We start from the raw sequence: 26,103 nt of genomic DNA, 5'->3' as shown, positions 1-26,103 counted from the left end.
ACAGGCACCGCACGGTGCCTGTACTTTTTTAGCCGGGCAATGACCCGTTGCGACCGTGTTTAATCCTGACAAAGAGCCGATGAGTCGGAAGAAAATACCGTTCGTGTGCGCGGGCCGAATGGCGGCGTGGATTGACAGGGAGAACGCAATAATGGTTGTATTGTGCAACTATTAACTCGCCTGCACCCATCGCCATGACGCATCCATCGCTTATTAACCAATCGCTCATCACTGAAATACGCCGCTCTTCCCGCCTGATGGTTCGTGAACTCGGCTTCATGAATTCTACGCTGGCAGCCACCGACTATTCACCCTCCGCCGTGCATACGCTGCTGGAAATTTCCGCACACGGGGCGATGACCGCCGCGCAGCTGGTTCAGATCCTCGGCCTGGAGAAATCAAGCGTCAGTCGGATGTTGTCCCGTCTGCTGGCCGCCGGCGAGCTGCAGGAAAAACCCGACGGCGAAGATGCCCGCTTCAAGCAACTCGAACTGACGGAACAGGGACGAGGGACGGTCGGACGGATTAACGATTACGGGGCGATGCGGGTCATTGATGCGCTTACGCATCTCGACGCCGGACAACAGCAAAACGTGGCGCTGGGGCTGACCGCGTACGCGCAGGCGCTGGCGAAATGCCGCGACGTACCAAGGCCCGCTGCGGCAAACAACGTGACGATTGTGCGCGGATACCGGCCGGGTATGATTGGCCGCATTGCGCAGATGCACGGCGAATATTATGCCCGGCACCACGGGTTCGGCCACTTTTTCGAAGGTAAGGTCGCCAGCGGGCTGGCAGAGTTTTCTGCCCGACTTGACGCAGAGTGCAATCAGATCTGGCTGGCCGTGCTGGAGGGCAAAATCGTCGGCTCCGTGGCCATCGATGGTGAAGATCTGGGCAATAACGAAGCGCATCTACGTTGGTTTATTCTCGACGACAGCTGTCGGGGCAGCGGCGTTGGCCGACGTCTGTTGGCCGAGGCGATGGCTTTTTGCGACCGTCGCGCGTTTTCAGCCGTTCAGCTGTGGACCTTCAGCGGGCTTGACGCCGCGCGCGCGCTGTATGAATCATTCGGCTTTACGCTACATAAAGAGTGGCAGGGCGATCAGTGGGGGATGATGATGACCGAACAGCAGTTCAGCCGATACCCGGCGGATGCAGCGTCGGCGTAGCCACCGTCCTTGACCGCGTACACCCGGCTAAGCTGTCTCCACCTTAGCCGGGGATTCAGTCTCCTTTAACTCAGTCTGGCGGTAATGGCCGCGATCTCCTCGCGCCACTGCGCCTGCAGGTGGGGTTTCTGGTGCTTAGGTTTACGCGATACATCATCCGCCAGCCGTTGTTCCAGATCGATCAGCCGTTCCAGCAGGGCGTCATGGTCTTCGGAGACGGTGGTCGTCGCATCCGCGTCGGCGGGCCTCCCGGGCAGGGGCGCCCCGCCGCGCAGGCGGGTGTAAACGTCGTCGGCGCTATGCCACTCGCTCAGCCCGTTATCATCAATCAGCCAGAAGCGGTTACAACTCTGGCTTATCAACTGACGGTCATGACTGACCAGCAGCAGACCGCCGGAATACTCGCGCAGCGAGGCAGCCAGCGCCTCTTTGCCTTCCATATCCAGATGGTTGGTGGGCTCATCCAGCAGAAGCAGGCTATAGCTCGCCAGCGACAGCCCGACAAACAGCAAGCGGGAACGTTCGCCCCCGCTGAGGGTGCTGACCTTTTGCCCGTGGCGGCTCCAGCTGAAACCGGCGGAAATCAGCGCCCGCTTACGGCGTTCACCGGCGGGTTCGAAGCGCTCCAGCGCCTCCAGCAGCGTGGCATTATCCGCCAGCTGATGCAGCGACTGGTCGTAGTAGCCCGGATGTAATCGTGGATGCAGACGCAGGCCGACATCCGGCGCCGCCTGCTGCATCTGCCGCCACAGCAGGCGCAGCAACGACGATTTCCCGCCGCCGTTGCGCCCCATAATCGCCACCCGGTCGCCGCTGCGCAGACGCGCCAGCCCGGCGGTGAACAGGGCCGGTAATCCCGGAGCCGGGGGCACCGGCAGCTGTTCAATTTCGAGTAAACGATCGGCCCGCAGGGCGTCACCGTTCAGCGCCAGCCGCCACGGCGTGCCGGCGGTCAGCTCGGTTTGACTCTCCTTCAGGCGCGCGACCTGTTTCTCCATCTGTTTGGCTTTGCGCGAGAGATCTTCGTTGTCGTACACCTGTCCCCAGGTTGCCAGCCGTTTGGCGCTGGTGGTGACGCGGTCGATTTCTCGCTGCTCGGCTTTATGACGCAGGGCATCGCTTTCGTCCCGTTCCGCCAGCGCCTGACGCGCCGCGCTACAGGGAAGAGAGAAGGCGTGCAGGGTTCTGTCGCGCAGGATCCAACTGGCATTAGTTACAGCATCCAGTAAGAGGGGGTCATGGGACACCAGCACGAAGCTCCCCTGCCAGGTTTGCAAGAAGCTTTCCAGCCACAGCAGGGTCGGCAGATCGAGATGGTTGCCGGGTTCGTCAAGCAGCAGGAGATCCGGCTGCTGAATTAACGTTCTGGCCAACAGCAGTCGGGTATGTTGCCCGCCGCTTAGCGTTGCCGCTCGCTGGGTGAACGCCACCGTCGTAAAGCCCATTTCTGCCAGCAGACGTTCTGCCTGCCAGCGCTGTTGTTCACGCCCGCTGGCGGGAAGCCGCGCCAGAACCACCTCAATGAGCGATTGTTGCAGCAGGGCATCCGGCAGGTGCTGTTCAACCCGCGCCATCAGGCAATGGTGCGCCAGCGCCACGCTGCCGGCAGCGGGCGTCAGCGTGCCGTCCAGCACCTGCAGCAGGGTACTTTTGCCGCAGCCGTTATGGCCGATCAGACCGATGCGGTCGCCTTTTTTCAGGGTAAAGGAGAGGTCGGTGAAAAGCGGCCCGAATGCCGTTTCAACATGCAGAGATTGCGCGCTAAATAATGTACTCATAGTGAACTTACTCAAGAGTTACAGGCGTAAAAACGCCTCGTCAAACATCGCTGACGATAACCCGGTAAGCCCGAGGGAAGGGAATTAGTCTGGGGTGTCTTCGCTCAAGCTGAAGTTATCGCAGCACGATACCGATAACGCTTGAGCAGTGACGATTACCAAATGTCAGTGAAAACATAGATATTTCACATAACAGCATGGGGTCCTCCTTTTTCATTCAGTGAGTTGACAGGTGAAGGCAGTGTAGATGAAGAAAGACGTTTTGGCTAGTTAAATGAAATTTAAGGTACTGTTTTATTTAATTGCACATGACATGTAGATTTGACATTCATAAATAATGAGCGGTAATTGTAATAATATCAGGGAATATAAATAATTTAATATGTTACATTGTTAATTTTTATGAAAATTTTATTTAAACTCAAGTGTTCTATCATTGACGTGACATCTTCTTTACTCTGGGTAAGTTAATGGTAATTTAGCATCCTGAACAGCCGAACGTATGCGCTTTCGTTCTGTCAACCGCTCAATACAATTCGAGTTGAAACTCTTCTGTAATATGATAGCGTTAACCTGGTATGTTCATTGAGTTTATTATTTTGCAATTAGAAATAAAACTCGAATGCGATTTGGTTTTTTTTATTAAATTTTAAATCTCAATGTTTTATGTGGAGATTAGATTAAATTTTCATTTCGCCATTTTATTAATGTCGACTCGGCCACCTCAAAATGCATTGCATCTTCATTTGGAAAACTTACTCCCTAATACCATCCTCCGGCATTAAAATATTTTGAGAGGATTAGAAGGCCACGGAAACACTTATCATCACTTTGTTTATCAAGTACACCTGATAATTTGATATCTATTGCTAAACCCCAGGAATGATTAGAAGGATTGTCACCAAGGTGAAGAGTGCCATCTTTCCGCTTAATTTTAACTTTACGGGCACATAACATTCCAGCCGTACCTAGTATTGCATAAAGATCGGGTATTTCATTTTTTACCGAATCTAAAATATCGGTCAATGACTTTAGTACCACATCCATGCCCGTACACTTAAATGGACCTACTGACTGCGTAATAATTCTATTTTTAAAGGGGCCAGTAACAGGCTGGCAATCACCTGTGTAATTATCTCTCGGTTCTCCAAAAAGACTTATCAAAGTTGATAGTTTCGGTGAGCTAAGGCCAACATTTACACTATTAGCTTGGGGTTTATCTATCAGTTCAAGATACTTATTCATTATTCCTCCGAACGGTGCCTGCTAACGTTTCGAAGATGACACTGATAGAATAGATTAAAGATGTTATTTTTTACAATATCCCGACAAACAAAATCATTTATACTTTTATAAAACTAAAACATAACTATTGATATGAATAAATAACTATACTTTTATGAATATATAAAATACTAATTTACCCTGAGGCGAGCAGCATAGCATGATATGCTGCTCTGATACTAAGCCGGGCCTGAGATTCAGGCCCATTGAATACCGGTTAAATCGAGGTCCGGCGGTAGTTGCGATACTCCGGCAACCAGAAGTTATCGCTGATCGCCTGCAACAGCGCCTCGGCGGAGGTTTTCACCGCCACGCCCTGTTCCTGAGCGACTTTACCGACCGCGAAAGCGATCGCGCGCGAGACGGTCTGGATATCTTTCAGTTCCGGCAGCACCGGGCCTTCGCCGTTGTTGACCAGCGGCGAGTGCTTCGCCAGCGTCTCACTGGCCGCCATCAGCATCTCATCGGTGACTCGCGATGCCCCTGAGGCGATGACGCCAAGACCGATACCGGGGAAGATATAGGAGTTGTTGCACTGGGCAATAACGTACTGCTTACCTTTCAGCGTGACCGGCGCGAACGGGCTGCCGGTGGCAACCAGCGCTTCGCCGTCGGTCCAGCTGAGGATGTTCTGCGGCGTGGCTTCCACCCGAGAGGTCGGGTTCGACAGCGGCATTACGATTGGACGCGGGCAGTGCTTATGCATCTCGCGAATAATCTCTTCGGTGAACAGACCCGGCTGGCCGGAGACACCGATCAGGATATTCGGTTTCACATTGCGCACAACGTCAAGCAGGGAGAGCACTTCGTTGGTGGTATCCCACTGCTGCAGATTTTCACGCTTCTGCACCAGTTTGTTCTGGAACGGCAGCAGGTTCGGCATGGCGTCAGTCAGCAGGCCGAAACGGTCAACCATGAACACGCGCTGACGCGCTTCTTCTTCGCTTAATCCTTCGCGTTGGATCTGGGCGATAATCTGTTCGGCAATCCCGCAACCGGCAGAGCCGGCGCCGAGGAAGACGATTTTCTGTTCGCTCAGCTGGCTGCCCGCACCGCGGCTGGCTGCAATCAGCGTGCCGACGGTCACCGAGGCGGTGCCCTGGATATCATCATTGAATGAGCAAATCTCATTGCGATAGCGGTTGAGCAGCGGCATAGCGTTTTTCTGCGCGAAGTCTTCAAACTGCAGCAGAACGTCCGGCCAGCGGTGCTTAATGGCCTGGATAACGTCATCGACAAACTGATAATACTCATCGTCGGTAATACGCGGATGGCGCCAGCCCATATACAGCGGATCGTCGAGCAGCTGCTGATTGTTCGTCCCCACGTCCAGCACAATCGGCAGCGTGTAGGCCGGGCTGATACCGCCGCAGGTGGTGTACAGCGAGAGTTTGCCGATCGGGATCCCCATACCGCCGATGCCCTGGTCGCCGAGACCCAGAATGCGTTCCCCGTCGGTGACGACGATCACTTTGACGTTGTGGTTCGGGACGTTTTGCAGGATATCGTCGAGGTTGTGCCGGTTCTGATAGGAGATAAAAACACCGCGCGAACGACGGTAGATCTCAGAGAAGCGCTCGCAGGCGGCGCCGACGGTCGGCGTATAGATGACCGGCATCATCTCATCGAGATGGTTGCCAATCAGGCGATAAAAGAGGGTTTCGTTGGTGTCCTGAATGTTGCGCAGGTAAATATGCTTGTCGATCTCAGTTTTAAATCCCTGGTACTGGATCCATGCGCGTTCAGCTTGTTCCTCAATTGTTTCAACAACTTCTGGCAGCAGGCCGAGCAGGTTAAAGCTGCTGCGCTCTTCCATGCTGAAGGCGCTACCTTTGTTGAGAAGGGGAAATTCGAGCAGAACGGGGCCAGCGTAGGGGATATACAGGGAACGGTTTTTCTTATGGGTGAATTGCATCGCACTAACTCCTTGATGTTCACTTCAGACCGTGCGCGGCGATAAGCGTGCGGGCTGGCAGGGAATGCAGCGGGAGCAGTATAGAGCAGATGTTATCAAAGAGGGGAAATTGTATTAAAAAAACACCATCCTGACGAAAGGACGGTGTTTTTATCATCATTCAGCTGAGAAATTAACCCGCGCGGCGCTTACGGCCGGTGGCATGAGCGTGGTTAATTGTCGTTTCCACATCGCCGTCCAGCACCACTTTTTTCTGCTGGGACAGTTTATAGTTCAGACCGAGAAGATGACGTGCCTGGTGGTTCGATTTCATTCTTACTCCTTAATCCAGTTCTGTTTCAAGGACAAGCCCGGCGTGGCCGGACGAAATGTAACCCTAAGAACGGCGCGCTAGTGCGACCGTCTATCTATCGTGGTCTATTTTTCCGCCCCTGGCAACTTTATCACCCGGAATCAGGAATAGTCTGCGTTTACCACTTCATCTCGCCGGTGTTCACTTTCGCACTCAGCTCCAGCGAACTGACTTCCGCCAGCTCCGGCCAGCGCTGTTTCATCTCGGCGATCACCCCGGCGGAATCTTTGTGCGTTTTCAGCGCCTGCTCAAACTGCTGCAGATAGTCGCGGGTAAAGGCGATCGCGCGATCCCCGGCCGGCGGTGTGCCAAGATAGTGGCCAGGAATGACCTGCTGCGGATGGAGTGCAGCCATATCGTCGAGCGTTTTGCGCCACTGCAAGCGGCTTTCGGCGCTCTGGGTATCGGCCGTCCATACGTGCATACCCCAGGCGACACCGGTACCGCCGAGGATGGCTTTGTTCGCCGGGATCCAGACGAACGCCGCGTAGTGTTGCGGCTGACGAATTTCAACTTTTTCGCCGTCAATGGTAAAGGTGTTGGCCGCAATCACCTGCGGCGTATAAAGCTGCTTCGGTGCGCCATCTTTCATCTGCGGGCCCCAGAATGCCAGCTTCGCGGCCTGGGTTGCTTCGATGTGCTTGACCACCTCGGCCGTGGCGACAACTTTTGCGTCCGGGAAAGCCTTCACCAGCGGCTCGAGGCCGAAATAGAAATCCGGATCGCCGGAGGTAATGACAATGCGGCTCAGTTTCTTACCGCTTTTGCGGATCATATCGACCAGCTTTTCGCCATCTTTCACGCTAAATTGCGCATCAAACAGCACCGCTTCATGCGGGCCGGAAGCCAGCGTCGAGTTCACGGCGAAGATACCTTTATCCTGCGGGTTATAGGTCTGCAATGTTAAAGGTGCGGCAAACGCAGCGGAGCTGAACAGCGCGGTGGCAACGGCAAGGGCGGATAATTTCATGTTGGTTTTCTCTGTGTCTGTTGAATAACGCTATTTTACGGATTTCCTGATTTGCGAAAATTCCTGAAAAAAGAGATGCTGAGTTTCATAAAACGTGCAGATGGAAGTGAAAGATGGACAGAATTATTGCCGCGCAGGTCTACATGCGGATCTGCGAACTGGGGAGCCTGAGCGCCGCGGCCCGTGCGCTGGGGATGTCGCGTCCGATGGTCAGTCGCTATCTGGAGCAGATGGAACACTGGGCGGGTACCCGCCTGATCCACCGTTCGACGCGCAAATTAACCTTAACCGCGGCCGGGGAGAAGGTGCTGCAAAAAACCCGCAGCCTGACGCAACTGTCGGATGAAATTGCCGGGCAGACCGAGCGGGCGGTGCCCAGCGGCACGCTTCGCGTCGCCTGCGCTCACTTTACGGCTATGCAGCTGATTTCACCGCTGTTACCCGATTTTCTCGCCCGTTATCCCCAGCTGCGTCTCGAACTGGATATCAATAATCATCCGGTGAGTCTGATCGGAGAGCGCATCGACGTGGCGATTCGCATCACCGATAACCCGGAGCCAGGAGCGATTGCCCGTCGGCTGGGGGTCTGTCGTTCGGTCCTGTGCGCATCGCCGCGCTGGCTGCAGTTACATGGCCAGCCGCAGACGCCGGCGGAGCTTAGCGAACATAACTGTCTGCACTACAGCCATTTTGTCGCGCCGAGCTGGCAGCTTACCGACTCGCAGGGCGAGGAGGTCTCGGTGACGGTTTCCGGAAACCTCAGCGCCGGGATCTCCTCATTACTACTCGAAGCGGCGGTAGCCGGATGCGGTATCGCGATGCTGCCGGAACTGGAAGCGCAGCGCGCGCTCAACAGCGGGGCGCTGAAGCCGGTGTTGCCGGGCTGGACGCCGAAAGCACTCAGCGTCTACGGCATCTATTTATCGCGCGACTATCAACCCAGCGCGCTACCGCTGTTCCTCGATGAGATCCAACAGCAGCTGGCGCAGCTTAGCTAGCGCGCTTTCGTACCGCCGATCCTGCGTCGCGCCTTGCGGGCGCGCGTGCTCCTGCCATCACTCACCTCGCTACCTGCTACCGGGTGGCGTCCGCACGTCTGTCTCTTGTTCGCGCCGACAGCGTCCTCTTTCGTGAGCCATCTCCGACTTTCATCTAATCCTCCTGTGGATATCTAGACATATCGCAATTTGAGATATATCAATATATGTACATTATTTTACCAATAATTAACATTCAGGAGCGGAGAATGGATCTGGGGATTGGCGGAAAACAGGCTTTCGTCTGCGCATCATCGCAAGGACTCGGTCTGGCCTGCGCGGCGGCGCTGGCGGCAGAAGGCGTGAACGTCACGCTAAACGGGCGTTATGAACAGAAGCTGGCGCAGGCGGCATCGGCGCTGCGCCAGCGCTTTCCTCAGGTTGCCGTCACCACCGTCACTGCCGACCTGACGCAGTCGGAGGGGCGCGCGGCGATCCTGGCGGCCTGGCCAAAAATCGACATTCTGGTGACCAATAACGCCGGGCCTCAGCCCGGCGCACTTGCCGACTGGCATGAAGAGGCGCTGCTGGGGGCGATGGCGGCCAATTTTATTCCTGCGGTACAGCTGATTCGCGCGTGGCTGCCGGCAATGCAGCAGCAGCGCTTCGGGCGGATCGTCAATATCACTTCGGCCATGGTCAAAGCGCCGCACTACATGATGGGGCTATCCACCTCGGCGCGGACGGCGCTGACTGCTATCTGCAAAGCGATCGGTCGTGAAGTGGTAGCCGACAATGTGACCATCAATAACCTGCTTCCGGAGCGGATCGATACGCCGCGCCAGGCATTTATGTTGCAGCGGCTGATGGATGAAGAGGGCATCAGTCTGCAAGAGGCGCGCCGACGCAATGAGGCGACAATCGCCGCCGGTCGCTTTGGCCGCCCGGAGGAGTTCGCTGCGGCCTGTGCCTTTCTCTGTAGCCAGCAGGCTTCCTATATTTCCGGACAAAATCTGCAGCTCGACGGCGGTTCCTATGAGGGGCTGCTATGAATACGGATCTCCTGGCGCTAATGACGCTTGAGACGCAGCGTCAGCAGGCACTGGTGGCCGGTGATAGCGTGCGTCTGGCGGGGCTCCTGGCCGACGATCTTGTTCATATTCACAGTACCGGAATGGTGCAGGGTAAGGCCGAGTTTCTCGAACACGTGGTGAAAATGGGCGGCTTTGTGGCTATCGAGCGGCCAACGCCGGATATACGCCTGCTGGGCGATATTGCCATTATCAGCGGCGAAACGCGCAACGTGGTCCGTGCACTGCACGATGGCGCCGAAAGGGTTCGCCACGGTTTTTCCACGCTGGTTCTGCGACGTTCCCCGCAGGGCTGGCAGATTGTGTTGTCACAAATGACGCCCTTTGCGGCGTAAGAAGGAGTGTTATGAAGCTCGTGCGCTACACCCACCACGGACGTACCCGGCTTGGCAAAGTGGTTGATTCTACGGTCATTGATTTATCCGAAATCACCGGCATCGATCACTCAATGCGCCAGTTGCTCAACGACCTGCCGGCGCTTCGCGAACGGCTTGAGCGGGCCACCGGGCCGGCCATTGCGCTGGAGGAGGTTCGCCTGGAGGCCCCGATTCACGACCCGCAGAAGTTTCTCGGCATTGGTATGAACTATCGCCAGCATGCCGAGGAGGCACGCCGGGCGGGGATCGCCATCCCGCCATCGCAAATGTGGTTTAACAAGCAGGTTTCCTGCATCAGCGGGCCCTTTGATCCGGTCGTTAAGCCGCGCGTTAGCGAGCAGATGGATTATGAAATCGAGCTCGGTGTGGTTATCGGTCGCCGCTGTCGCCATGTCTGTGCCCGCGATGCACACGCGGTGATTGCCGGCTATCTGATCGTCAACGATCTCTCCGCGCGGGACTGGCTGAAAAAATCGCCGACCTTTACGCTCGGCAAATCATTCGATACGCACGGGCCGCTGGGCCCGTGGCTGACGACCGGCGATGAAATTGCCGACCCGTTGGCGCTACAGATGACGCTAACGGTGAACGGTGAACAACGTCAGCACGCCTCAACCGGCGATATGATTTACAACATATATCAACAAATTGAGTATCTCTCATCGGTGATGACGCTGGAGCCGGGCGACGTACTTGCTACCGGAACACCGTCCGGGATTGGCGCGCCGACCGGGCGTTTCCTGCAGCCGGGCGATCTGCTGCATCTGACCATCGACGGCCTGGGGGCGATAGAACATCGCGTGGTGGCAGAAGACGACGCCATAGCGTGGGAGGCGTGATGAGCAGCAACTCTTTTCGTGATTATCTTCTGCCTGCTGACGCGCCACGTATTCTGGCCGCGCGTAACGTGGATGTCGCCACCTATGGCGCCAGGATGCTGGCGACGGAAAAAGCGCGTGACCTACAGGCGCAGTGGCAGGCCAGCCTGGATGAAACGTTTCGCGGGATCACGACTGACGGCAGGGTACGCGAGGGGCTTTTCGCGTTAGCCGATGAAGGGTTTGCCGTCGACGAGGCGGTTGCCGCCGCCAGAGAGCTGCTGCGGACGCTGGAGCCGTCGCAGCGCCAGCGCGTCTGCCAGCCGATTGATGCGCCGCAGTGGCGTGCCTGGTATAACCCGGAAATTCCGTTCAATGACTATGGCGTGCGCCTGGAAGCGACGTCTCCGGCGACGCGCGAGGCATTTCTCGGGTTATTGAGGACCTGCACCAGCGAGCAGGGTTTTCGCAAAGTCTCTCGCCTGATGGATGCCAACCATTTCCTTGGCGAGCTGTATGACCTGAATAACATCATGAACCGCTGGAGCTTCCATTTCATGTTGTTCGGCGAGCCTTCGGCGGATCGGCCCTGGGGGTGGAATATCTACGGCCATCATGTCGCGTTTTGCTGTTTTATCGTCGGACGTCAGCTGACTATCGCCCCCACGTTTATGGGCGTGGAGCCAAACGTTATCGATCGCGGTGATGACAGCGATGCGACGCTGTTTACCGACGAAGAGCGCTGCGGCCTGGCGTTGATGCAGGCGTTGACTCCGCGGCAGCAGAAACGAGCAACGATTTTCCAGCAGATGGAAGATCCGGCGATGCCGCCAGAGCGCTTTAACTTCGCCGATCAGCGCCATCTCGGCGGGGCTTTTCAGGATAACCGAATAATTCCTTATGAGGGAATTTGTGTGGCGGAGTTCAGTCCGGCGCAGCGCAAGATGTTAATGGCGACGATTGCCTGCTTCCTTGATTTTTTGCCCGATGCTCCGCGACAGCGGCGGCTGGCGTGCATTGAACAGCATCTTGAGGAAACCTGGTGGTGCTGGATTGGCGGCTGCGGCGATGACGATGTCTTTTATTACCGTATTCAAAGTCCGGTGGTGATGCTGGAGTTCGATCACCATAGCGGGATGTGGCTGACCAATGAGCAGCCGGCGCGTTTTCATATTCACACGATTACGCGGATTCCCAATGGCAATGATTACGGCAAAGCCTTATTGGCACAAACGCGCAAATAAACCTGTCGGGTTTAATTTCTGTTGATATCACCCGTCGCGAACGCAGAGCGTAGCGCGGGTGGGCGCATTGACGCGCCATTCTCTATGAGCCTGCGCGAACAGGCTCCGGGCGGTAAATAAAAATATCTCTGTCTCCTACAATGAGGTTATCTGGCAATGGAATTAAACTGTTCATTCAGAGTCTCAACGATGGCGTTATTTCCGCTGGCGTTGATGTGCGGCAGTTGTTACGCGAATACGGTATCTGCTGGTGGCGACTCTGATTCATTCAACGACTGGCTTTCGCAAGGGAATATTTACGGCGAAGTCAAAACTATGCATTTTTTTAAAGAATTTAACGGTACCGTTGCGGATAAACAAACGCACGCCTTTGGGGGTGATATTCAATATGTCAGCCCGGAACTTTATGGCTTTAGTTTTGGTGTTGCAGATTATGCGTCGTGGAATTTAGGTCTCAATCCCGATAACAGTGAAAAAACGGAAGTTTATCTGCCGGCGGATAATATCAATGTTCTGGGTAAGGCCTATCTGCGCTATCGGGGATATGGATTTAATCTACAGGGGGGACGAATTGCACTCGACACGCCTTTCGCCAACGGCGGCGAAGGTCGTACCATGATTCCGGCCTTATATGAGGGGGTTGGCGGCGATTACGCTTTGCTGGATAAGCAGCCGTTAAAGCTGTACGGCTATCGAATCTACCGCTTCAAACCTTTCAGCTCTGATACCTTTGGTAAGGGAGATACCGGGGCGCCAGAGGTTGATGATACGACGATCCCTTCGGTCGACAGCGATGGTTTCTCCACCTTCGGTCTGCGCTATGGCCACCTGTACGATGCCCAGGCCGAGGCCTGGTATTATCACTTTGATAAACGTGCGCAGATGGCTTTTGTCGGCGGCGAGCTGCCGGTACATGGGCTAAGCGTGGGACAATGGACGCCATTTTTCGGCGCACAGTATTTGCATGAATGGGATACATCGGATCAGTCCTGGCCGTATAAAAATATCGACACCGATCTTTATTCTGCCCGACTGGGGATGCGCTCGCGCAATCACAGTCTCTCGGTGATTGCCACTCATGTCCCCAGCAAAGACGGGGCGTTTTTAAATGGCGCCTATTTCGCACCATATAATTTTGGTATTTATGACACCACGCCGATTGAGGCCGGACAACCGCTGGCATCGATGATCACCAGTAATCAGCCCGGCGATGCGCTGGCGCTGCGCTATGTTTATCATAATCAAAACGCGCTGGCGGTATTAGGCTATACGCGTCTGAATTTAAAAGATTCCAGTGGGATTTATTATCCGATTGCCGCTAAGGATATTAATGCCGGGTTTATGATATTAGGCTATAACCTGACCCCGCGATTACATGCTGAATTTGAATTTGATTATATTGACTCGCCGTCGCCGATAACCGGTGATTATCATGCTGAACGCCTGCGCCTGGTTTATAAATTCGGCGCTATGATGCCGGACAGCGAATATTAATCGTGATGACATTGTCCTTTTATTAGTAGCAGGGTCTGCCGGCGGCAGATCCTGACTGGAGATAAATATGAGTAACAGAAAAAGTATTTATAGCGAGGCCTTCGTTCACGCCAATCCCGTTCCTGCCGCCTGTCGGATTGGCAATATGGTTTTTTCCGGTGTGATTTATGGCCGCGATCCGCTGAGCCGGCAGGTACCGGACGATCTTGATGCCCAGTGCGCGCTGATGTTTGCCCATATCAAAACGCTAATTGAGGATGCCGGAGGGACGCTGGACAACATTGCCCGATTGACGCTGTTGATGGCGGACAGAAACGAGCGCGAAACGGTGAACCGCCACTGGGTCCGCTATTTCCCTGATCCGGCATCGCGTCCGGCCAGGTACGCCATCGATGCTAAACTGAACGGCAATATTCGCGTACAGTGTGATTTTATCGCCGTTCTTTAACTAACTTTTACTGACCGCTTCTCCGCTTTCCCGCGCGTATTCCGTTGGCGAACAAAATTCAGGCCTGCGTCATCTCTTTAAGATATATTTAAAGTTTAGTTATGTTGCAGTGGATGATAAAGGAGTCGACGATGGAACAAACACAACGCTCCGGAAAAAAGTCCGCCGGTAACGACACTCCGGCTGTCCCGCAAAATGCGGGGCAGACCGGGCGTCGTGGGCGGGTATTCGATTACGGTGAGCTACGCGTGCTGCTCCTGGCGATGCTGTCTGAACAGCCGAGCCATGGATACGAACTAATTCATGACATTAAAGAACGCTTTGGCGGGTTGTATAAGCCCAGCCCGGGGGTCATCTATCCGACCCTGACCTGGCTGTATGACCGCAACTATGCGGTTATCGACCTGGAAAAGGGCGGCCGCAAGCGCTACAGCATTACCGAAGAGGGCCGGGCATGGCTGACGGCTAATCAATCGGTTATGGAAATGCTTAAGTCGCGGGTGGCGCCGCAGGCGAACCGAGAATCGCCGGTGGAGCTGGTAGAGGCAATGGACCACCTGAAACGGGCGCTCAGCCTGCGGATGAAATATGAGCCGCTGCCTGCCGGTATGGTCGTGAGCCTGGCGCAGGCAATTCATCTGGCCGCCGAACGTATTGAACATCTGCTGACTACCCCGGTTGCGACGGAGGGCGTGCACACCAGTATCGCCTGCATCGCGACGCCCAATGCCTCGCGATTTATGCGCCGCTTGTGCAGCCATTTCCAACATCGCACGCCGGTCGTCAGCGATGAGCACAGCGGGCAGTTTCGACTGAGCATCGGCGAGGTCCGGCTGGATGTGCAGGATAACCTGTTGCAGATTACGTTGAGCGCCACGGAAACCGACGATCTGGCCGAGATGGAAACCATCGTGGAACGCCATCTGGCGGAAGCGGCAGTGCGCGAAACGCTGGATATCCGCTGGCAGCGGACGTAAAAAAAACCGGCAGCCCTCTGCCGGTTTCTCGCTTTTGGCCCCGATAATCTGATGTTTAGCGGGGCCGATTTCGTTAGTCGAGATGGAACATCCGTGCGGCATTCCCGCCGAGAATATTGGCCTTATCTTCCGCTGAAATATCCAGACTCTGAATGGTGTCCACCCCCTGGAAGAACCAGTCCTTGCGAATCGGGTAGGAGCTACCGTAGAGAATATTTTTCCCGCCGATCACCTTCACCGCGGCCTCCAGCTGAGCTTTACCCCATTGCGGCGCGCCGGAAGTATCGAAGAAGATGTTGTTGCTTAACTGCGCGCGCAGATTGCCGGTGCCGGTCTGGAAACGATCGACCGCATCGTTGAACTGATGCTGCGGCGGTACCAGCATATCGGCGAAGGCGTAAAACGCGCCGCCCAGCATGGAGTGGATAAAGCGCAGGTTCGGCAGCTCGTCAAACATGCCGCTGAACAGCTCGCGTCCGACGGCGGTGGCCTGGTCGATGCAGCGCCCGAACTGGCGGCGCTGGTTGGTGTACGGCAGTACGGAGTTAAAATCCACCGGCAGCGGCGTATGGTGAACCACAACCGGAATTTCCAGCGAGTTCAGGTAGTTGAGGTAAGGGCGGAAGGCCGGATCGTCGAGATAGATCTGCCCGTAGTGGGCGACAATCTGCGCGCCGCGGAAGCCGAGCTGATTCAGACAGCGGTCGACTTCGCGCAGACACTCTTCGGTCCCCCACGGCGGAACGACCGCCAGCGCCGACATTTTTCCGCCGCTGCGTTTCACGTATTCGGCCATTCGATCGTTGACCTTTTTACAGGTCTCCAGATCCAGCCACTCCTGCCATACCGGAAGACGGAAAATGGCGTGGTCGACGCCGGCTTTTTCCATGTCTGCCAGCTGACTCTCCAGCGTGTACTGACCTTCGGCGTAGTTGAGATTCACATAGCCTTTCGGCTGTTCGATGATCAGCTGACGCAGCGGTTTGCCTTCGATCTGCTCTACCCGGGTGTGGACCCCGTATTGTTTCGGCACGCAATCCAGAAATGCATTCAGCAGTTTTTCGTCGGAGAACAGGTCGCCTGGCAGCCAGTGCATGTTGGCATCGATAATTTTACTCATGTGTTCTTTCCTTTTGTTTTTGGTGTCATGTTGGTTGGTGGGGGGTTATTTCTGCTCGCTGGCAAAAACGGACTTATATTTACCGGGCGCTACGCTCTCTTTACTTCCAGGAATCCGCATCCCGGCTTTGGCGTGGTATTCGCTGAAGATAGCCAGCGCCTCTTCGTGGGGGAAAATGGCCTCAATATCGTCGAACGGTTTCCCGCCGCTGCGCTCTTCAACAATCCGACGAACCACCTCGGGGCCTTCGCCGCGTGAAGCCAGCACCAGCCAGTTCACCTTCTCGCGTCGTTCTTCCTCGTAGGCCCGCAGCGCCGCAACCGGATCGGCCACTGTGCTGAGCTTCTCAGCCAGCACGCGGGCGTCGACAAATGCCTGACAAACGCTGTTGCCGCCGCGCGGATACATGGCGTGCGCGGCGTCGCCCAGCAGGGTGATACGGCCAAAAGACCACTGGGAGAGGGGATCGTGATCGATCAGCGGGAAGAGGTAGCATTCGCGGGCGCGGCGGATCATTTCGCTGACATCCAGGAAACCGAGCTGGCAGTCATCGAAAACATGTTCAATCTCTTTGACGCCGGTTTCCTGATTCCAGTCTTCTTCGCTTTGCGGTTTTTCGGCCTGCTCAATCACCCAGTTGACCAGCTGATTTCCCTGACCATCGACGTTGTCCTGAATGGGGTAGACGATCAGGGTGCCCTGACGAATCGGATCGCCGATGTGCAAAATTGAGCCGCCGGTTTTGATCGGCGGCATTACGGTGACGCCGCGATACAGCGTCAGGCCGGAAAAGTGACTACGCTGAGAGGCCGGGAGTAGCTGGCTGCGCACCACCGAGCGAATGCCATCCACGCCAACCATCACGTCGGCCCGTACCTGCTGCGGAGCCGCCGGGTTCAGGCTGTTATCAAACGTGACGGTCACCCCATGCTCGTCCTGGGTGAAGCTCAGGCAGCGACAGCCGAGGGTAATCGCCTCGGGTCCCAATCGTTCCTGTACCGCACGATAGAGCATCATCTGGAGATGGCCGCGATGTACGAAGCGCTGATCGTGTTCATATCCCATATGTCGACCGCACTGTTCGGCGAAAATCTGCTGGCCGTAACCGGTGTAAAAAATCGACTCCTGAGCGTCGACAGAAATGTCGCAAAAAGCCTCGTACAGACCCAGTTCCGTCAGCTCTTTTACCGCGTAGGGTTTGATATCCACCCCGACGCCCAGCGGCTTAATTTCCTGAACGGCTTCGAATAAACGCGGTTTAAATCCCTGCTGGTGCAGACGTAGGGCCGCAGCCAGCCCTGCCGGACCGGCACCAATAATGACGATATCCAACATAATAACTTCCTCAGATTGTGTTATCGGCAGGCCAGCTGGCCTGTCATAGTCAGTTCACGGACGATTTGTTGATGCCAGCGCCGTCCGGGGCGCGGTGTTCAGCGGCAGGTTTATGGTTCGGATCGCGCAGCCAGACGGGAATGCCGACCAGACATACCGCCAGTCCCGCCAGAACCAGCAGCGATAGCGAATGGCCGGTATGATTCTGTAGAGCATGGAAAAACAGCGGCGGTCCCAGGAACACGCCAATCAGCGTCAACTGGGTGATAAGCCCGCTGGTGGCGCCAATGCTGTCGCGTGAAGGGGCCACCACCGGCGCCAGTGCCCACATTCCCACCAGCAGCCCGCTGCCAAAGGTAAAGACCCACGACGCCACCAGCGATGGCCACAGCCCCAGTTGCAAGCTGAAGATGACCAGCGCGGGAATACCGGTCAGTACGATGCCCAGCGCGCCGATAAGCATCGCGCGGACGCCACGGTTGAGCAGGGCGCCGACCATCAGACAGCCGATGCCGTTACAGACCATCGCCACCACGTTCCAGCGCGAAACCGCCAGCGGATCCACGCCATAGCTTTTCGCCAGCCACGGTGCGAGGGTGGTGATGACGCCGGTTTGCAGAAACGCATCGGCGCCGAAAGAGATCCCCAGCAGCCACGGCAGCGGGCTCTTCAGCACGTCGCGCAGGCCCCGGGTACGGGAGAAGATGATTTTTTCTTCCGCACTGCGTCGCGGCAGGCAGCATTGCGCCACAGCGGCCAGCAGCAGGGTCAAGACCGAGTGGGCCAGGAACGCCACCCGCCAGTCGCCAAAGTGTTCGGCCAGACCGGCCGAGAGAAACGGCAGCAGAAAACTGGCGGGGACAAACGTTGACCACAGCGCCATCGCCATCGTCCTCTGCTTGCCGGTTGTGATGCGAATAAGCAGGGTGACGGCGGCGACAGCGGTCAGGACATAGCCCACGCCGGTAATCGCCCGACAGATCAGCAGCAGCGTAAAAGTGGGGGCAGCAATCACCAGCAGGTCGCCGGCAACAATAATCACCGCGCCAATCAGCAGCACCACGCGATCGCCGAAGCGGTCAACGGTATAGCCTGCCAGCAGCGCGCCGAGAGCGACCATTAAGGAAGGGAGCGACATGATCAGTCCCACCTGGCCGTGCCCGTCGATATGAAACGCGTGTGCAATGGCGCCCAGTTCGGTGACCGCTTCACTGACGGTCATCGCCGCCATCACGCCGAGGGCGTAGGTCACCAGAATTCTGAGATAAGCATTTTGAAAAAATGTAGCCACAATCGTACTCCTGGATGCTGTTAAGTTTGCTCACAGGCCGCGCGCGGCGCCGGAGCGTTGAGGTACAGCGTGTGACGATGTGCAATGTCAGGCGTCGTTGGCCATCGCCAGAAAACGTTCCAGGTCCGGCGGTTCAACCCGCAGCCGCGGAGGCTGCGGCGTCACGCCCACGAACGTTGTGGCCTCGGTAAACCATTTGTTTTGTGCCGGCAGTCCCCACTGATCGGCGCGTTTGGGATCCGCCAGATCCCAGCCAATGGCAGGTTCCGGGTCGATGTGCTGATAGTGGGTGTTGAACAGTTCAATGCGGTGGCCATCAGGGTCGCGAAAATAGATAAACAGCGCGCCGCTGATGCCGTGACGTCCAGGGCCGCGCTCCAGCTGCGGCGCGTAGCCCAACGCTCCGGCCACGTCACAGGCGCGAATCATGTCGTTGCTATCCGGGATGGTATAAGCGAAATGGTGCAGGCGAGGGCCGACGCCGTTAGTAAAGACAATATCGTGCGGGTTGCCTTTACGCTGCATCCACACCCCCCAGAGCTGCTCATTGCCGTCCAGCGTCGACCAGGTGTATTCGCTGGTGCGAAATCCCAGGCGCTGGTAGAAATCAAACGCGGTGCGCACGTCGCTGGCCTGCAGCTGATAATGATCGAGACGCTGGGCACAGGCGCCGCGGTAGCGATCGTACTGTTTAAACATCCGTTCGCGCGGCTCCATGGTCGCGCAGAACTCCAGCGGCACGCCGATGCTGTCGCTGACGTGCAGCGTCAAACCCTGCCAGGGGACATCAACCAGTTCGGCATTCGCTCCTTGTGCGGCGAAATAATCCCGCGCCCGTTTGACATCGTCCTCACTGTGGACCCGCATGCCGATGCGCGCGCAGCCAGGCTGTGCGCTTTTACGTAGCACCAGACTGTGGTGACCGCGCTCTTCCAGGCCACGCAGCCAGACGGTGGAGGCATCTTCATCGCTGACGATCAGGCCCACCAGCTCGCGATAAAAATGTTTACTTGCTTCAAGGTCCCGTACGTTCAGGACGACATGGCTGGCCCGGGTCACATTAAAAGGAGGCTGGCCGACTAGCTCATTGATCTGCTGCATTGTAGGGTTCTCTCTTTCAGTCATCGCTACAGGTATCGGATACGTAGCAGCTCTGTGGCCGCCTGTTCTGCTCAAGACAAAGCCCAATTGAGATATATCTTTTATCTCGATATATCTAGTTGTGAACTGATAGTAGATGAGCGGAAAAAATTCGCTATGGCGCGATGATGAAAATGTGATCTGTTGCGCGAATGTTAATCATTGTCATTTTCGTGTTAAAAATAACGACAGAAGGCGCCACCTGATAATTTTTTGTTTTATAGGGGATTTTCCTAATCCACACCCGAAAGACGCCTCACCATCTATACTTTGGGTTCGACATATCAACAGGAGCGATTACATGGCAATCCATAAGAAAGGTCAGGCGCACTGGGAAGGGGATTTAAAAAGTGGCAAGGGGACCGTTTCGACAGAAAGCGGGGCGTTGAGCCAGCAGCCGTACGGTTTCAATACCCGTTTTGAGGGAGTAAAAGGGACCAATCCGGAAGAGTTGATAGGCGCTGCGCATGCGGCCTGCTTCTCGATGGCGCTGTCGCTGATGCTCAGTGAAGCCGGCTATACGGCCACGGCGATTGATACGGTGGCGGTGGTGACGCTGGATAAATCCGGCGGCGGTTTTGCGATTACCCAGGTGGCGCTGCAGAGTCAGATTGTTCTGCCGGGCATTGAAGCCGATGTCTTTGACGGCATTATCCAGAAAGCGAAAGCCGGCTGCCCGGTATCGCAGGTGTTGAACGCTGAGATTAGTCTCGACTACCAGCTGAATCCTTGAGTCTTTAGTGCCCGTTGCTGGCGGGCACTCTGCATCCTCGCTGCGGATAAAGTCACGGCCTGCACATGAGTCCCGCGCCGAATAGTGGTATGTTTTGCTGTCACGGAGAGAATCAGGCAAAACAATGACCAGCATACGCGGAATGATAGAAGCTCAGGTTCTGGGCTTAACCGGCATGGCGCTGAAAGAGATTGATTTCGAGCACCCGCAAGGGGAGCCGGGGCTGTTCGGCCCCCGATCGGCCATCTGGCAGGTACACGGCGACTTTACGTCGATGCTATGCGGAGGCGTGAGCGCACTGTTGCTCCAGATGTTGCACCCGCTGGCGCTGGCCGGCGTCTGGGATCACTCCAATTTCCGCGACGATATCTTCGGCCGCCTGCGGCGCACCAGCCAGTTTATCTCCGCGACCACCTTTGGCACCACCATCGATGCGGAAAGGCTGATTGCCAAAGTGCAGGGCATTCACCTGCGGGTCAGCGGGCAGGATAAAGACGGCACGCCGTATATGGCCAGCGATCCGGCGCTGCTGACCTGGGTACACGTGGCCGAATGCAGCAGCTTTATGGCATCGCATCTGCGCTATAAGCGTACGGTGGTCAGCGAGGAGCGACAGACGCAATATTTCCACGAGGCGGCTGAGATTGCCCGCCGTCTGGGCGCGCGCGATATCCCGGTGACGCAGCAGCAGGTGACGGAATATCTGCAGGATATGCGCCCGCGTCTGCGCTGCGATGAGCGTACGCGGGAGGTGGCGAACGTGCTGCTGACCACCCGTTTACCCGGCCGTCTGACTCAGCCGGCAGGCCAGTTGATGATGCGTGCCGGGATTGATCTGCTGCCGCCCTGGGCGCAGGAGATGCTCTCTCTGACGCTGACTCCCTGGCAGCGGCATACCGCCCGGCTCGCGGTACAGGGTATCGCCAGGGTGCTTCGCGCATCGGTACGCAACGGCGCCTATCATTGTGCGATGCGCAGAATGGCCGTGAATTAACGTTTTTGTCGCGGATAGCACCTGTCGGCTATTATTTCAGAATAAAAAAGTCGGCGCGATTTATATTTTTATGCGCGTTTTCGGCCCTCTGTGAATTAAATTATCGGCTCGCTGGAATCGATTGCGTGTGGGCCCCGCGACAGGTGCGTTAACTGTCCAGAGGAGGCTGACGCCGGCAGGTTGATAATGTAGCCACATTAATCTCAGGGTTGATTCATTGGCGCTCTACCTCGCATCCCCGCAGTGGTTTTCATATTGCCCGATAAATAAAAAAGGACCATAATTATTGCGCCATTATTCCATCGCATATTAATGGTTAATAACAAACGCATTGTCGTGTTTATGTTCAATAAAATAATCCAATCGGTTAATAGATATTATCTATAGCCAGACTGGGCATTCAGGAAGTCATACAATGATCATCCGACCAGAACAACACTGGTTCCTTCGTCTGTTTGACTGGCACGGCTCCGTGCTGTCAAAAATCATTTTTCGCCTGCTGCTTAACGTCCTGATGTCGATTATCGCCATCATCAGCTATCAATGGTACGAACAGCTGGGTATCCATCTGACCGTGGCGCCCTTTAGTTTGCTGGGGATAGCCATCGCGATATTCCTCGGTTTTCGCAACAGCGCCAGCTACAACCGTTTTGTCGAAGCGCGTAATCTCTGGGGGACGGTACTGATTGCCGAACGCACCCTGATGCGTCAGCTGAAAAATATTCTTCCGACGGAGCACCAAACGCATCAAAAAATCGCCAGCTACCTGATTGCCTTTAGCTGGAGTCTGAAACACCAGTTACGTAAAACCCATCCCGGGGCTGACCTTAACCGGCTGCTGCCCCCCGATACCGTCGCGGAGATCCTCGGCAGCTCGATGCCGACTAACCGCATCCTGTTGCTGGTCGGTCATGAGCTGGGCCAGCTGCGCGAAGCGGGGAAGGTGAGCGATATCACCTATGGTCTGATGGACAATAAGCTCGACGAGCTGGCCCACGTGTTGGGCGGATGCGAACGCCTGGCCAGCACGCCGGTCCCTTTCGCATATACCTTGATTCTGCAGCGTACGGTCTATCTGTTCTGTACCTTGCTGCCTTTCGCGCTGGTCGGCGATCTGCACTACATGACGCCGTTCGTGTCGGTCTTTATCTCTTACACCTTCTTGTCCTGGGATTCGCTGGCGGAAGAGCTGGAAGATCCGTTTGGCACCGCGGCGAACGATTTACCCCTCAACGCCATGTGCAACACCATCGAACGCAACCTGTTGGATATGACCGGTCAGCACCCGCTGCCGGAAACGCTGCAGCCCGACCGCTACTACAATCTGACCTGATGGTTCTCTCTGCGTAACTGTTAAATAAGTTAAATCTAACGCGTGATAGATAACATTGATTATACAGTTGCGATCCCGATTGTTATGCTTTCGTTAACAAAAACGTCCGCCGCGGTGTTCTCCGGCGGACGAACTTTTTCACGTTGCGGATCGCCCTGATTAAGGTGATTCGGCACGTCGTTCTCGCTTATCGACGGCGCATTCTGGAGTAGATATGAATATGAAAAGACGCTCAGTACCTGGCGTGCATCCTTATGATGGCCCGGCCGGCGGCTGGGGCGCATTGAAAGCAACGGCCATCGCCGTGCGGACACAAATGGATGCCCTGGAGGCGCCCGTCACCCTGCTGCGCACCAATCAGCCTGACGGCTTTGACTGCCCCGGCTGTGCCTGGCCGGATAAAGAACACAAATCTACTTTCCAGTTTTGCGAAAATGGCGCCAAAGCGGTGACCTGGGAAGCGACCAGCAAACGCGTTACGCCGAAATTTCTGGCGGCGAACACCGTCACTTCGCTGTTGGCCAAAAGCGACTTTGAGCTCGAAGGCTACGGTCGCTTAACCCATCCGCTGGTCTACGATCGCGCCAGCGACACGCTGCGCCCGACCAGCTGGGAAAGCGCCTTCGCGCGTATCGGCGAAGTGGTCAGCGGCATGCAGCCGGACGAGGTCGAGTTCTATACTTCCGGACGCGCCTCCAACGAAGCGGCCTGGCTGTTCCAGCTGTTTGCCCGTGAACTGGGCACCAACAATTTTCCCGACTGTTCGAATATGTGCCATGAATCGACCAGCGTCGGGCTGCCGCAGTCGATCGGCATCGGCAAGGGAACGGTGTCGCTGGATGATTTTGATAAAACCGAGCTGGTGATTTCCATCGGCCATAATCCGGGAACCAACCACCCGCGTATGATGGGGACGCTGCATGAGCTGGCTCGTCGCGGCGTACCGATTATCGTGTTTAACCCTTTGAAAGAGCGAGCGCTGGAGCGTTTTGCCGACCCGCAGAATGTTATCGAGATGGCAACCCTGCGCTCGACAAATATTGCCTCTACCTATTTTCAGGTGAAGGCCGGTGGCGATGCGGCGGCGCTGAAAGGCATTGCCAAAGCGCTGCTGCAGATGGAAGAAGAGCAGGGTAGCGTCCTCGATCGCGCCTTTATTACTGAGCATACGCAGAACTTCCCGGCGTTTGTCGATGATTTGCAGAAGACCTCCTGGCAAGATATCGAACGCGAATCCGGTCTCACCCGCGCTGACCTGCAGCGGGTTGCCGACGCTTACGCTAAATCGAACGCCACGATTGTGACCTATGGCATGGGGATCACTCAGCATAACAAAGGCACATCAAACGTGCGGCTGATCGCCGACCTGCTGCTGATGCGCGGGAATATCGGCAAACCCGGTGCCGGGATCTGTCCGTTGCGCGGTCACTCCAACGTCCAGGGCAACCGCACCGTCGGGATTACCGAGAAGCCGGGCGCCGCCTTCCTGGCGAAGCTGCAGGAGGTGTTTGGGTTCGTGCCGCCGCACAAGCATGGCCATGACGCGGTGAAAGCGCTGCAGGCGATGATCGAGGGCAAATCGAAGGCTCTGCTGTGTCTTGGCGGTAACTTTGCGGTGGCAATGCCCGACCATGAGCGCGCGTTCCCGGCAATGCGCGGGCTGGATCTCAGCGTGCACGTCGGGACAAAACTGAACCGTTCGCATCTGCTGGTAGCGAAAGAGACGTTTATTCTGCCGTGTCTGGGGCGCACCGAGCTGGATATGCAGGAGACCGGGCGGCAGTCGATCACCGTGGAAGATTCCATGTCGATGGTGCACGCCTCGTCAGGAAAACTGAAACCGGCCTCGCCGCTGCTGCGTTCAGAACCGGCGATTGTTGCCGGTATGGCGATGGCGACCCTGGCAAACACTAAAGTCGACTGGCGCTCGCTGGTGGCAGATTACGACCGTATCCGCGATCTGATCGAACGCACCATTCCCGGTTTTGATTACTACAACGAGCGTATTCGTCACCCGGGCGGTTTTCGCATGCCGCTGCCGCCGACGGAGCGCATCTGGCCAACGCCAACCGGGAAAGCCATGTTCTCGGTGTTCCACGGCGTACATGAGAACGTCCATGTTGCGGGCGAGGAGGTACTGCGGCTGGTCACACTGCGCAGCCACGATCAGTACAACACCACCATCTACGCCATGGATGACCGCTACCGCGGTATTTTTGGCCGTCGCGACGTGCTGTTTATGAACGAGCAGGATATGGCCAGTCAGGGATTCGAGCACGGCGACCGGGTGGATATCACCACCGCGCTGCCGGACAGCGATTTGCGTCTGGAGGATATTACGCTGGTGGCCTACAACATCGCGCCAGGCACCGTTGGCGCCTACTATCCGGAAGCCAACGTCCTGGTTCCGCTGGACTACATTGATGAAGAGAGCGGCACGCCTTCTTATAAATCCGTGCCGATTCGTCTGACCCTGCGCTCGAAAGAGATTCGGCCGGTCTCCGGCCTGCGCTAATCTGCCCGCGACCGCTGCCGACCTCAACGTCGGCAGCAAACTCTCGCTATTCTGGCGCCAGTACCAGCTTGATGCCAAGGCCGACAAAACCGGCGGCAAAAGCGACCCGCAGCCCCAGTAACACCCTGGGACGGGTCAGGACATAGCCGCGCATCGCGGCCGCGCAGGCGCCGTATAACATAAAGACCAGTAGCGTCATCAGCATAAAAATCCCGCTCAGCGTCAGCATCGCTTCCCCCGGGGAGGCGGCATCGCTGCGGATAAATTGCGGCAGAAAGGCGAAAAAGAAGAGCGGCAGTTTCGGGTTGAGAAGGTTAATCATCACGGCATGCGTGATGATTTTCAGCGGTGAATCGGCCTCGTCGCGGCTCTCTGGCGTGAGCGCGCCCCGTTGAGCGAGCGTATTCCATGCCATGTACAGCAGCCAGGCGACACCGAGATATTTGATCGCACTGAAGAGTTCCGGAGTGCGGTGAAGCAGCGCCGCCAGACCGGTGACGGCGGCAAGCAGATGCGGAATGATACCCAGGGTGCAGCCGAAAGCGGCCGCGAAACTCCTGCGTCTTCCGGCAGCGAGTCCGGTGGCGATGGTGTAGAGCGTCCCGGTGCCGGGGGCGAGTACAACCAGCAATGAGGTGAGTAGAAATTCAGGGCTGATGAACGACATGGCGGTGTTCCTGTGAGAGAAATCAGTCGCTCTGAGTATTTCGCCACACCGCGGGCGCGTCTTGAATAAAATTGCAGA

23 protein-coding genes are annotated in these 26,103 nt (G+C 56.3%); 13 read left to right on the top strand and 10 right to left on the bottom strand.

Annotated features, from left to right (window positions below; genetic code table 11):
• Positions 1-194: 194 nt before the first annotated feature.
• On the top strand, positions 195-1,172 hold the full coding sequence (locus DSD31_RS13285; protein WP_015584380.1) for a bifunctional helix-turn-helix transcriptional regulator/GNAT family N-acetyltransferase: 978 nt from the start codon (positions 195-197) through the stop codon (positions 1,170-1,172).
• Positions 1,173-1,237: 65 nt separating this feature from the next.
• On the opposite strand, the gene DSD31_RS13280 is transcribed toward DSD31_RS13285, so the two are convergent.
• The 5 genes from DSD31_RS13280 to DSD31_RS13260 form a co-directional block, all read right to left on the bottom strand.
• A complete protein-coding gene (locus DSD31_RS13280) occupies positions 1,238-2,950 on the bottom strand; it encodes an ABC-F family ATP-binding cassette domain-containing protein (protein WP_015584379.1) in 1,713 nt (570 codons plus the stop codon).
• Positions 2,951-3,712: 762 nt separating this feature from the next.
• Positions 3,713-4,195, bottom strand: a complete 483-nt coding sequence (locus tag DSD31_RS13275; protein WP_200859304.1) for a M15 family metallopeptidase domain-containing protein — start codon at positions 4,193-4,195, stop codon at positions 3,713-3,715.
• 256 nt (positions 4,196-4,451) lie between these two features.
• On the bottom strand, positions 4,452-6,149 hold the full coding sequence (locus DSD31_RS13270) for an NAD-dependent malic enzyme (RefSeq protein WP_004861771.1): 1,698 nt from the start codon (positions 6,147-6,149) through the stop codon (positions 4,452-4,454).
• A gap of 172 nt (positions 6,150-6,321) precedes the next feature.
• Positions 6,322-6,462, bottom strand: coding sequence for a stationary-phase-induced ribosome-associated protein (gene sra / locus DSD31_RS13265; RefSeq protein ID WP_004861775.1), 141 nt, complete (start codon positions 6,460-6,462; stop codon positions 6,322-6,324).
• A gap of 157 nt (positions 6,463-6,619) precedes the next feature.
• A complete protein-coding gene (locus DSD31_RS13260) occupies positions 6,620-7,471 on the bottom strand; it encodes a Vmh family MBL fold metallo-hydrolase (protein ID WP_004861778.1) in 852 nt (283 codons plus the stop codon).
• A 113-nt stretch (positions 7,472-7,584) separates the two neighbouring features.
• On the opposite strand from DSD31_RS13260, the gene DSD31_RS13255 reads away from it, so the two are divergent.
• The 8 genes from DSD31_RS13255 to DSD31_RS13220 all read left to right on the top strand — a co-directional run bounded on the left by DSD31_RS13255 (position 7,585) and on the right by DSD31_RS13220 (position 14,897).
• Positions 7,585-8,469, top strand: coding sequence for a LysR family transcriptional regulator (locus DSD31_RS13255; protein ID WP_004861781.1), 885 nt, complete (start codon positions 7,585-7,587; stop codon positions 8,467-8,469).
• Positions 8,470-8,717: 248 nt separating this feature from the next.
• Complete coding sequence (locus DSD31_RS13250) at positions 8,718-9,500, top strand: SDR family oxidoreductase (RefSeq protein ID WP_113991103.1); 783 nt, start codon at positions 8,718-8,720, stop codon at positions 9,498-9,500.
• Positions 9,497-9,874: a nuclear transport factor 2 family protein gene (locus DSD31_RS13245; RefSeq protein ID WP_015584376.1), complete on the top strand. Its 378-nt coding sequence runs from the start codon at positions 9,497-9,499 to the stop codon at positions 9,872-9,874. Before DSD31_RS13250 ends, DSD31_RS13245 begins: the two co-directional genes overlap by 4 nt.
• 11 nt (positions 9,875-9,885) lie before the next feature.
• Positions 9,886-10,755, top strand: a complete 870-nt coding sequence (locus DSD31_RS13240) for a fumarylacetoacetate hydrolase family protein (RefSeq protein WP_015584375.1) — start codon at positions 9,886-9,888, stop codon at positions 10,753-10,755.
• Complete coding sequence (locus tag DSD31_RS13235) at positions 10,755-11,978, top strand: DUF3500 domain-containing protein (protein ID WP_015584374.1); 1,224 nt, start codon at positions 10,755-10,757, stop codon at positions 11,976-11,978. The genes DSD31_RS13240 and DSD31_RS13235 overlap by 1 nt, the downstream gene beginning before the upstream one ends.
• Before the next feature lie 189 nt (positions 11,979-12,167).
• Positions 12,168-13,472 (top strand): hypothetical protein, encoded by a 1,305-nt coding sequence (locus DSD31_RS13230; RefSeq protein ID WP_081213135.1) that lies wholly within the window; start codon positions 12,168-12,170, stop codon positions 13,470-13,472.
• 67 nt (positions 13,473-13,539) lie between these two features.
• The gene (locus tag DSD31_RS13225) at positions 13,540-13,920 is read left to right on the top strand and encodes a RidA family protein (protein WP_113991102.1); all 381 of its coding nucleotides are present in this window, start codon (positions 13,540-13,542) and stop codon (positions 13,918-13,920) included.
• A gap of 131 nt (positions 13,921-14,051) precedes the next feature.
• Complete coding sequence (locus DSD31_RS13220) at positions 14,052-14,897, top strand: DUF2218 domain-containing protein (RefSeq protein WP_113991101.1); 846 nt, start codon at positions 14,052-14,054, stop codon at positions 14,895-14,897.
• Positions 14,898-14,970: 73 nt separating this feature from the next.
• Here DSD31_RS13220 and DSD31_RS13215 read toward each other — a convergent pair whose 3' ends face one another.
• From DSD31_RS13215 to hpaD, 4 genes are all read right to left on the bottom strand, one after another.
• Positions 14,971-16,017, bottom strand: a complete 1,047-nt coding sequence (locus DSD31_RS13215; protein ID WP_015584370.1) for an amidohydrolase family protein — start codon at positions 16,015-16,017, stop codon at positions 14,971-14,973.
• A 45-nt stretch (positions 16,018-16,062) separates the two neighbouring features.
• Complete coding sequence (locus tag DSD31_RS13210; protein WP_015584369.1) at positions 16,063-17,352, bottom strand: FAD-dependent monooxygenase; 1,290 nt, start codon at positions 17,350-17,352, stop codon at positions 16,063-16,065.
• A gap of 49 nt (positions 17,353-17,401) precedes the next feature.
• Complete coding sequence (locus tag DSD31_RS13205; protein WP_071359397.1) at positions 17,402-18,643, bottom strand: MFS transporter; 1,242 nt, start codon at positions 18,641-18,643, stop codon at positions 17,402-17,404.
• Positions 18,644-18,730: 87 nt separating this feature from the next.
• Positions 18,731-19,744, bottom strand: coding sequence for a 3,4-dihydroxyphenylacetate 2,3-dioxygenase (gene hpaD, locus DSD31_RS13200; protein WP_086816641.1), 1,014 nt, complete (start codon positions 19,742-19,744; stop codon positions 18,731-18,733).
• Positions 19,745-20,084: 340 nt separating this feature from the next.
• Between hpaD and DSD31_RS13195 the strand changes: the two genes are divergently transcribed.
• From DSD31_RS13195 to DSD31_RS13180, 4 genes are all read left to right on the top strand, one after another.
• The gene (locus DSD31_RS13195; protein ID WP_004861784.1) at positions 20,085-20,516 is read left to right on the top strand and encodes an OsmC family protein; all 432 of its coding nucleotides are present in this window, start codon (positions 20,085-20,087) and stop codon (positions 20,514-20,516) included.
• Positions 20,517-20,640: 124 nt separating this feature from the next.
• Complete coding sequence (locus tag DSD31_RS13190) at positions 20,641-21,510, top strand: oxygenase MpaB family protein (RefSeq protein WP_113991100.1); 870 nt, start codon at positions 20,641-20,643, stop codon at positions 21,508-21,510.
• A gap of 415 nt (positions 21,511-21,925) precedes the next feature.
• Positions 21,926-22,843, top strand: a complete 918-nt coding sequence (locus DSD31_RS13185; protein WP_004861790.1) for a bestrophin family protein — start codon at positions 21,926-21,928, stop codon at positions 22,841-22,843.
• A gap of 214 nt (positions 22,844-23,057) precedes the next feature.
• Complete coding sequence (locus DSD31_RS13180) at positions 23,058-25,358, top strand: FdhF/YdeP family oxidoreductase (RefSeq protein WP_113991099.1); 2,301 nt, start codon at positions 23,058-23,060, stop codon at positions 25,356-25,358.
• A gap of 46 nt (positions 25,359-25,404) precedes the next feature.
• On the opposite strand, the gene DSD31_RS13175 is transcribed toward DSD31_RS13180, so the two are convergent.
• On the bottom strand, positions 25,405-26,025 hold the full coding sequence (locus DSD31_RS13175; protein WP_113991098.1) for a LysE family translocator: 621 nt from the start codon (positions 26,023-26,025) through the stop codon (positions 25,405-25,407).
• Between the last annotated feature and the right edge of the window lie 78 nt (positions 26,026-26,103).

The organism is Klebsiella sp. X13 (genome assembly GCF_003323835.1).
GTDB classification, from domain to species: Bacteria; Pseudomonadota; Gammaproteobacteria; order Enterobacterales; family Enterobacteriaceae; genus Klebsiella; species Klebsiella ornithinolytica.
The sequence above is the reverse complement of the archived record's forward strand: the minus strand, read 5'-3'. Positions and strand labels throughout refer to the sequence as shown.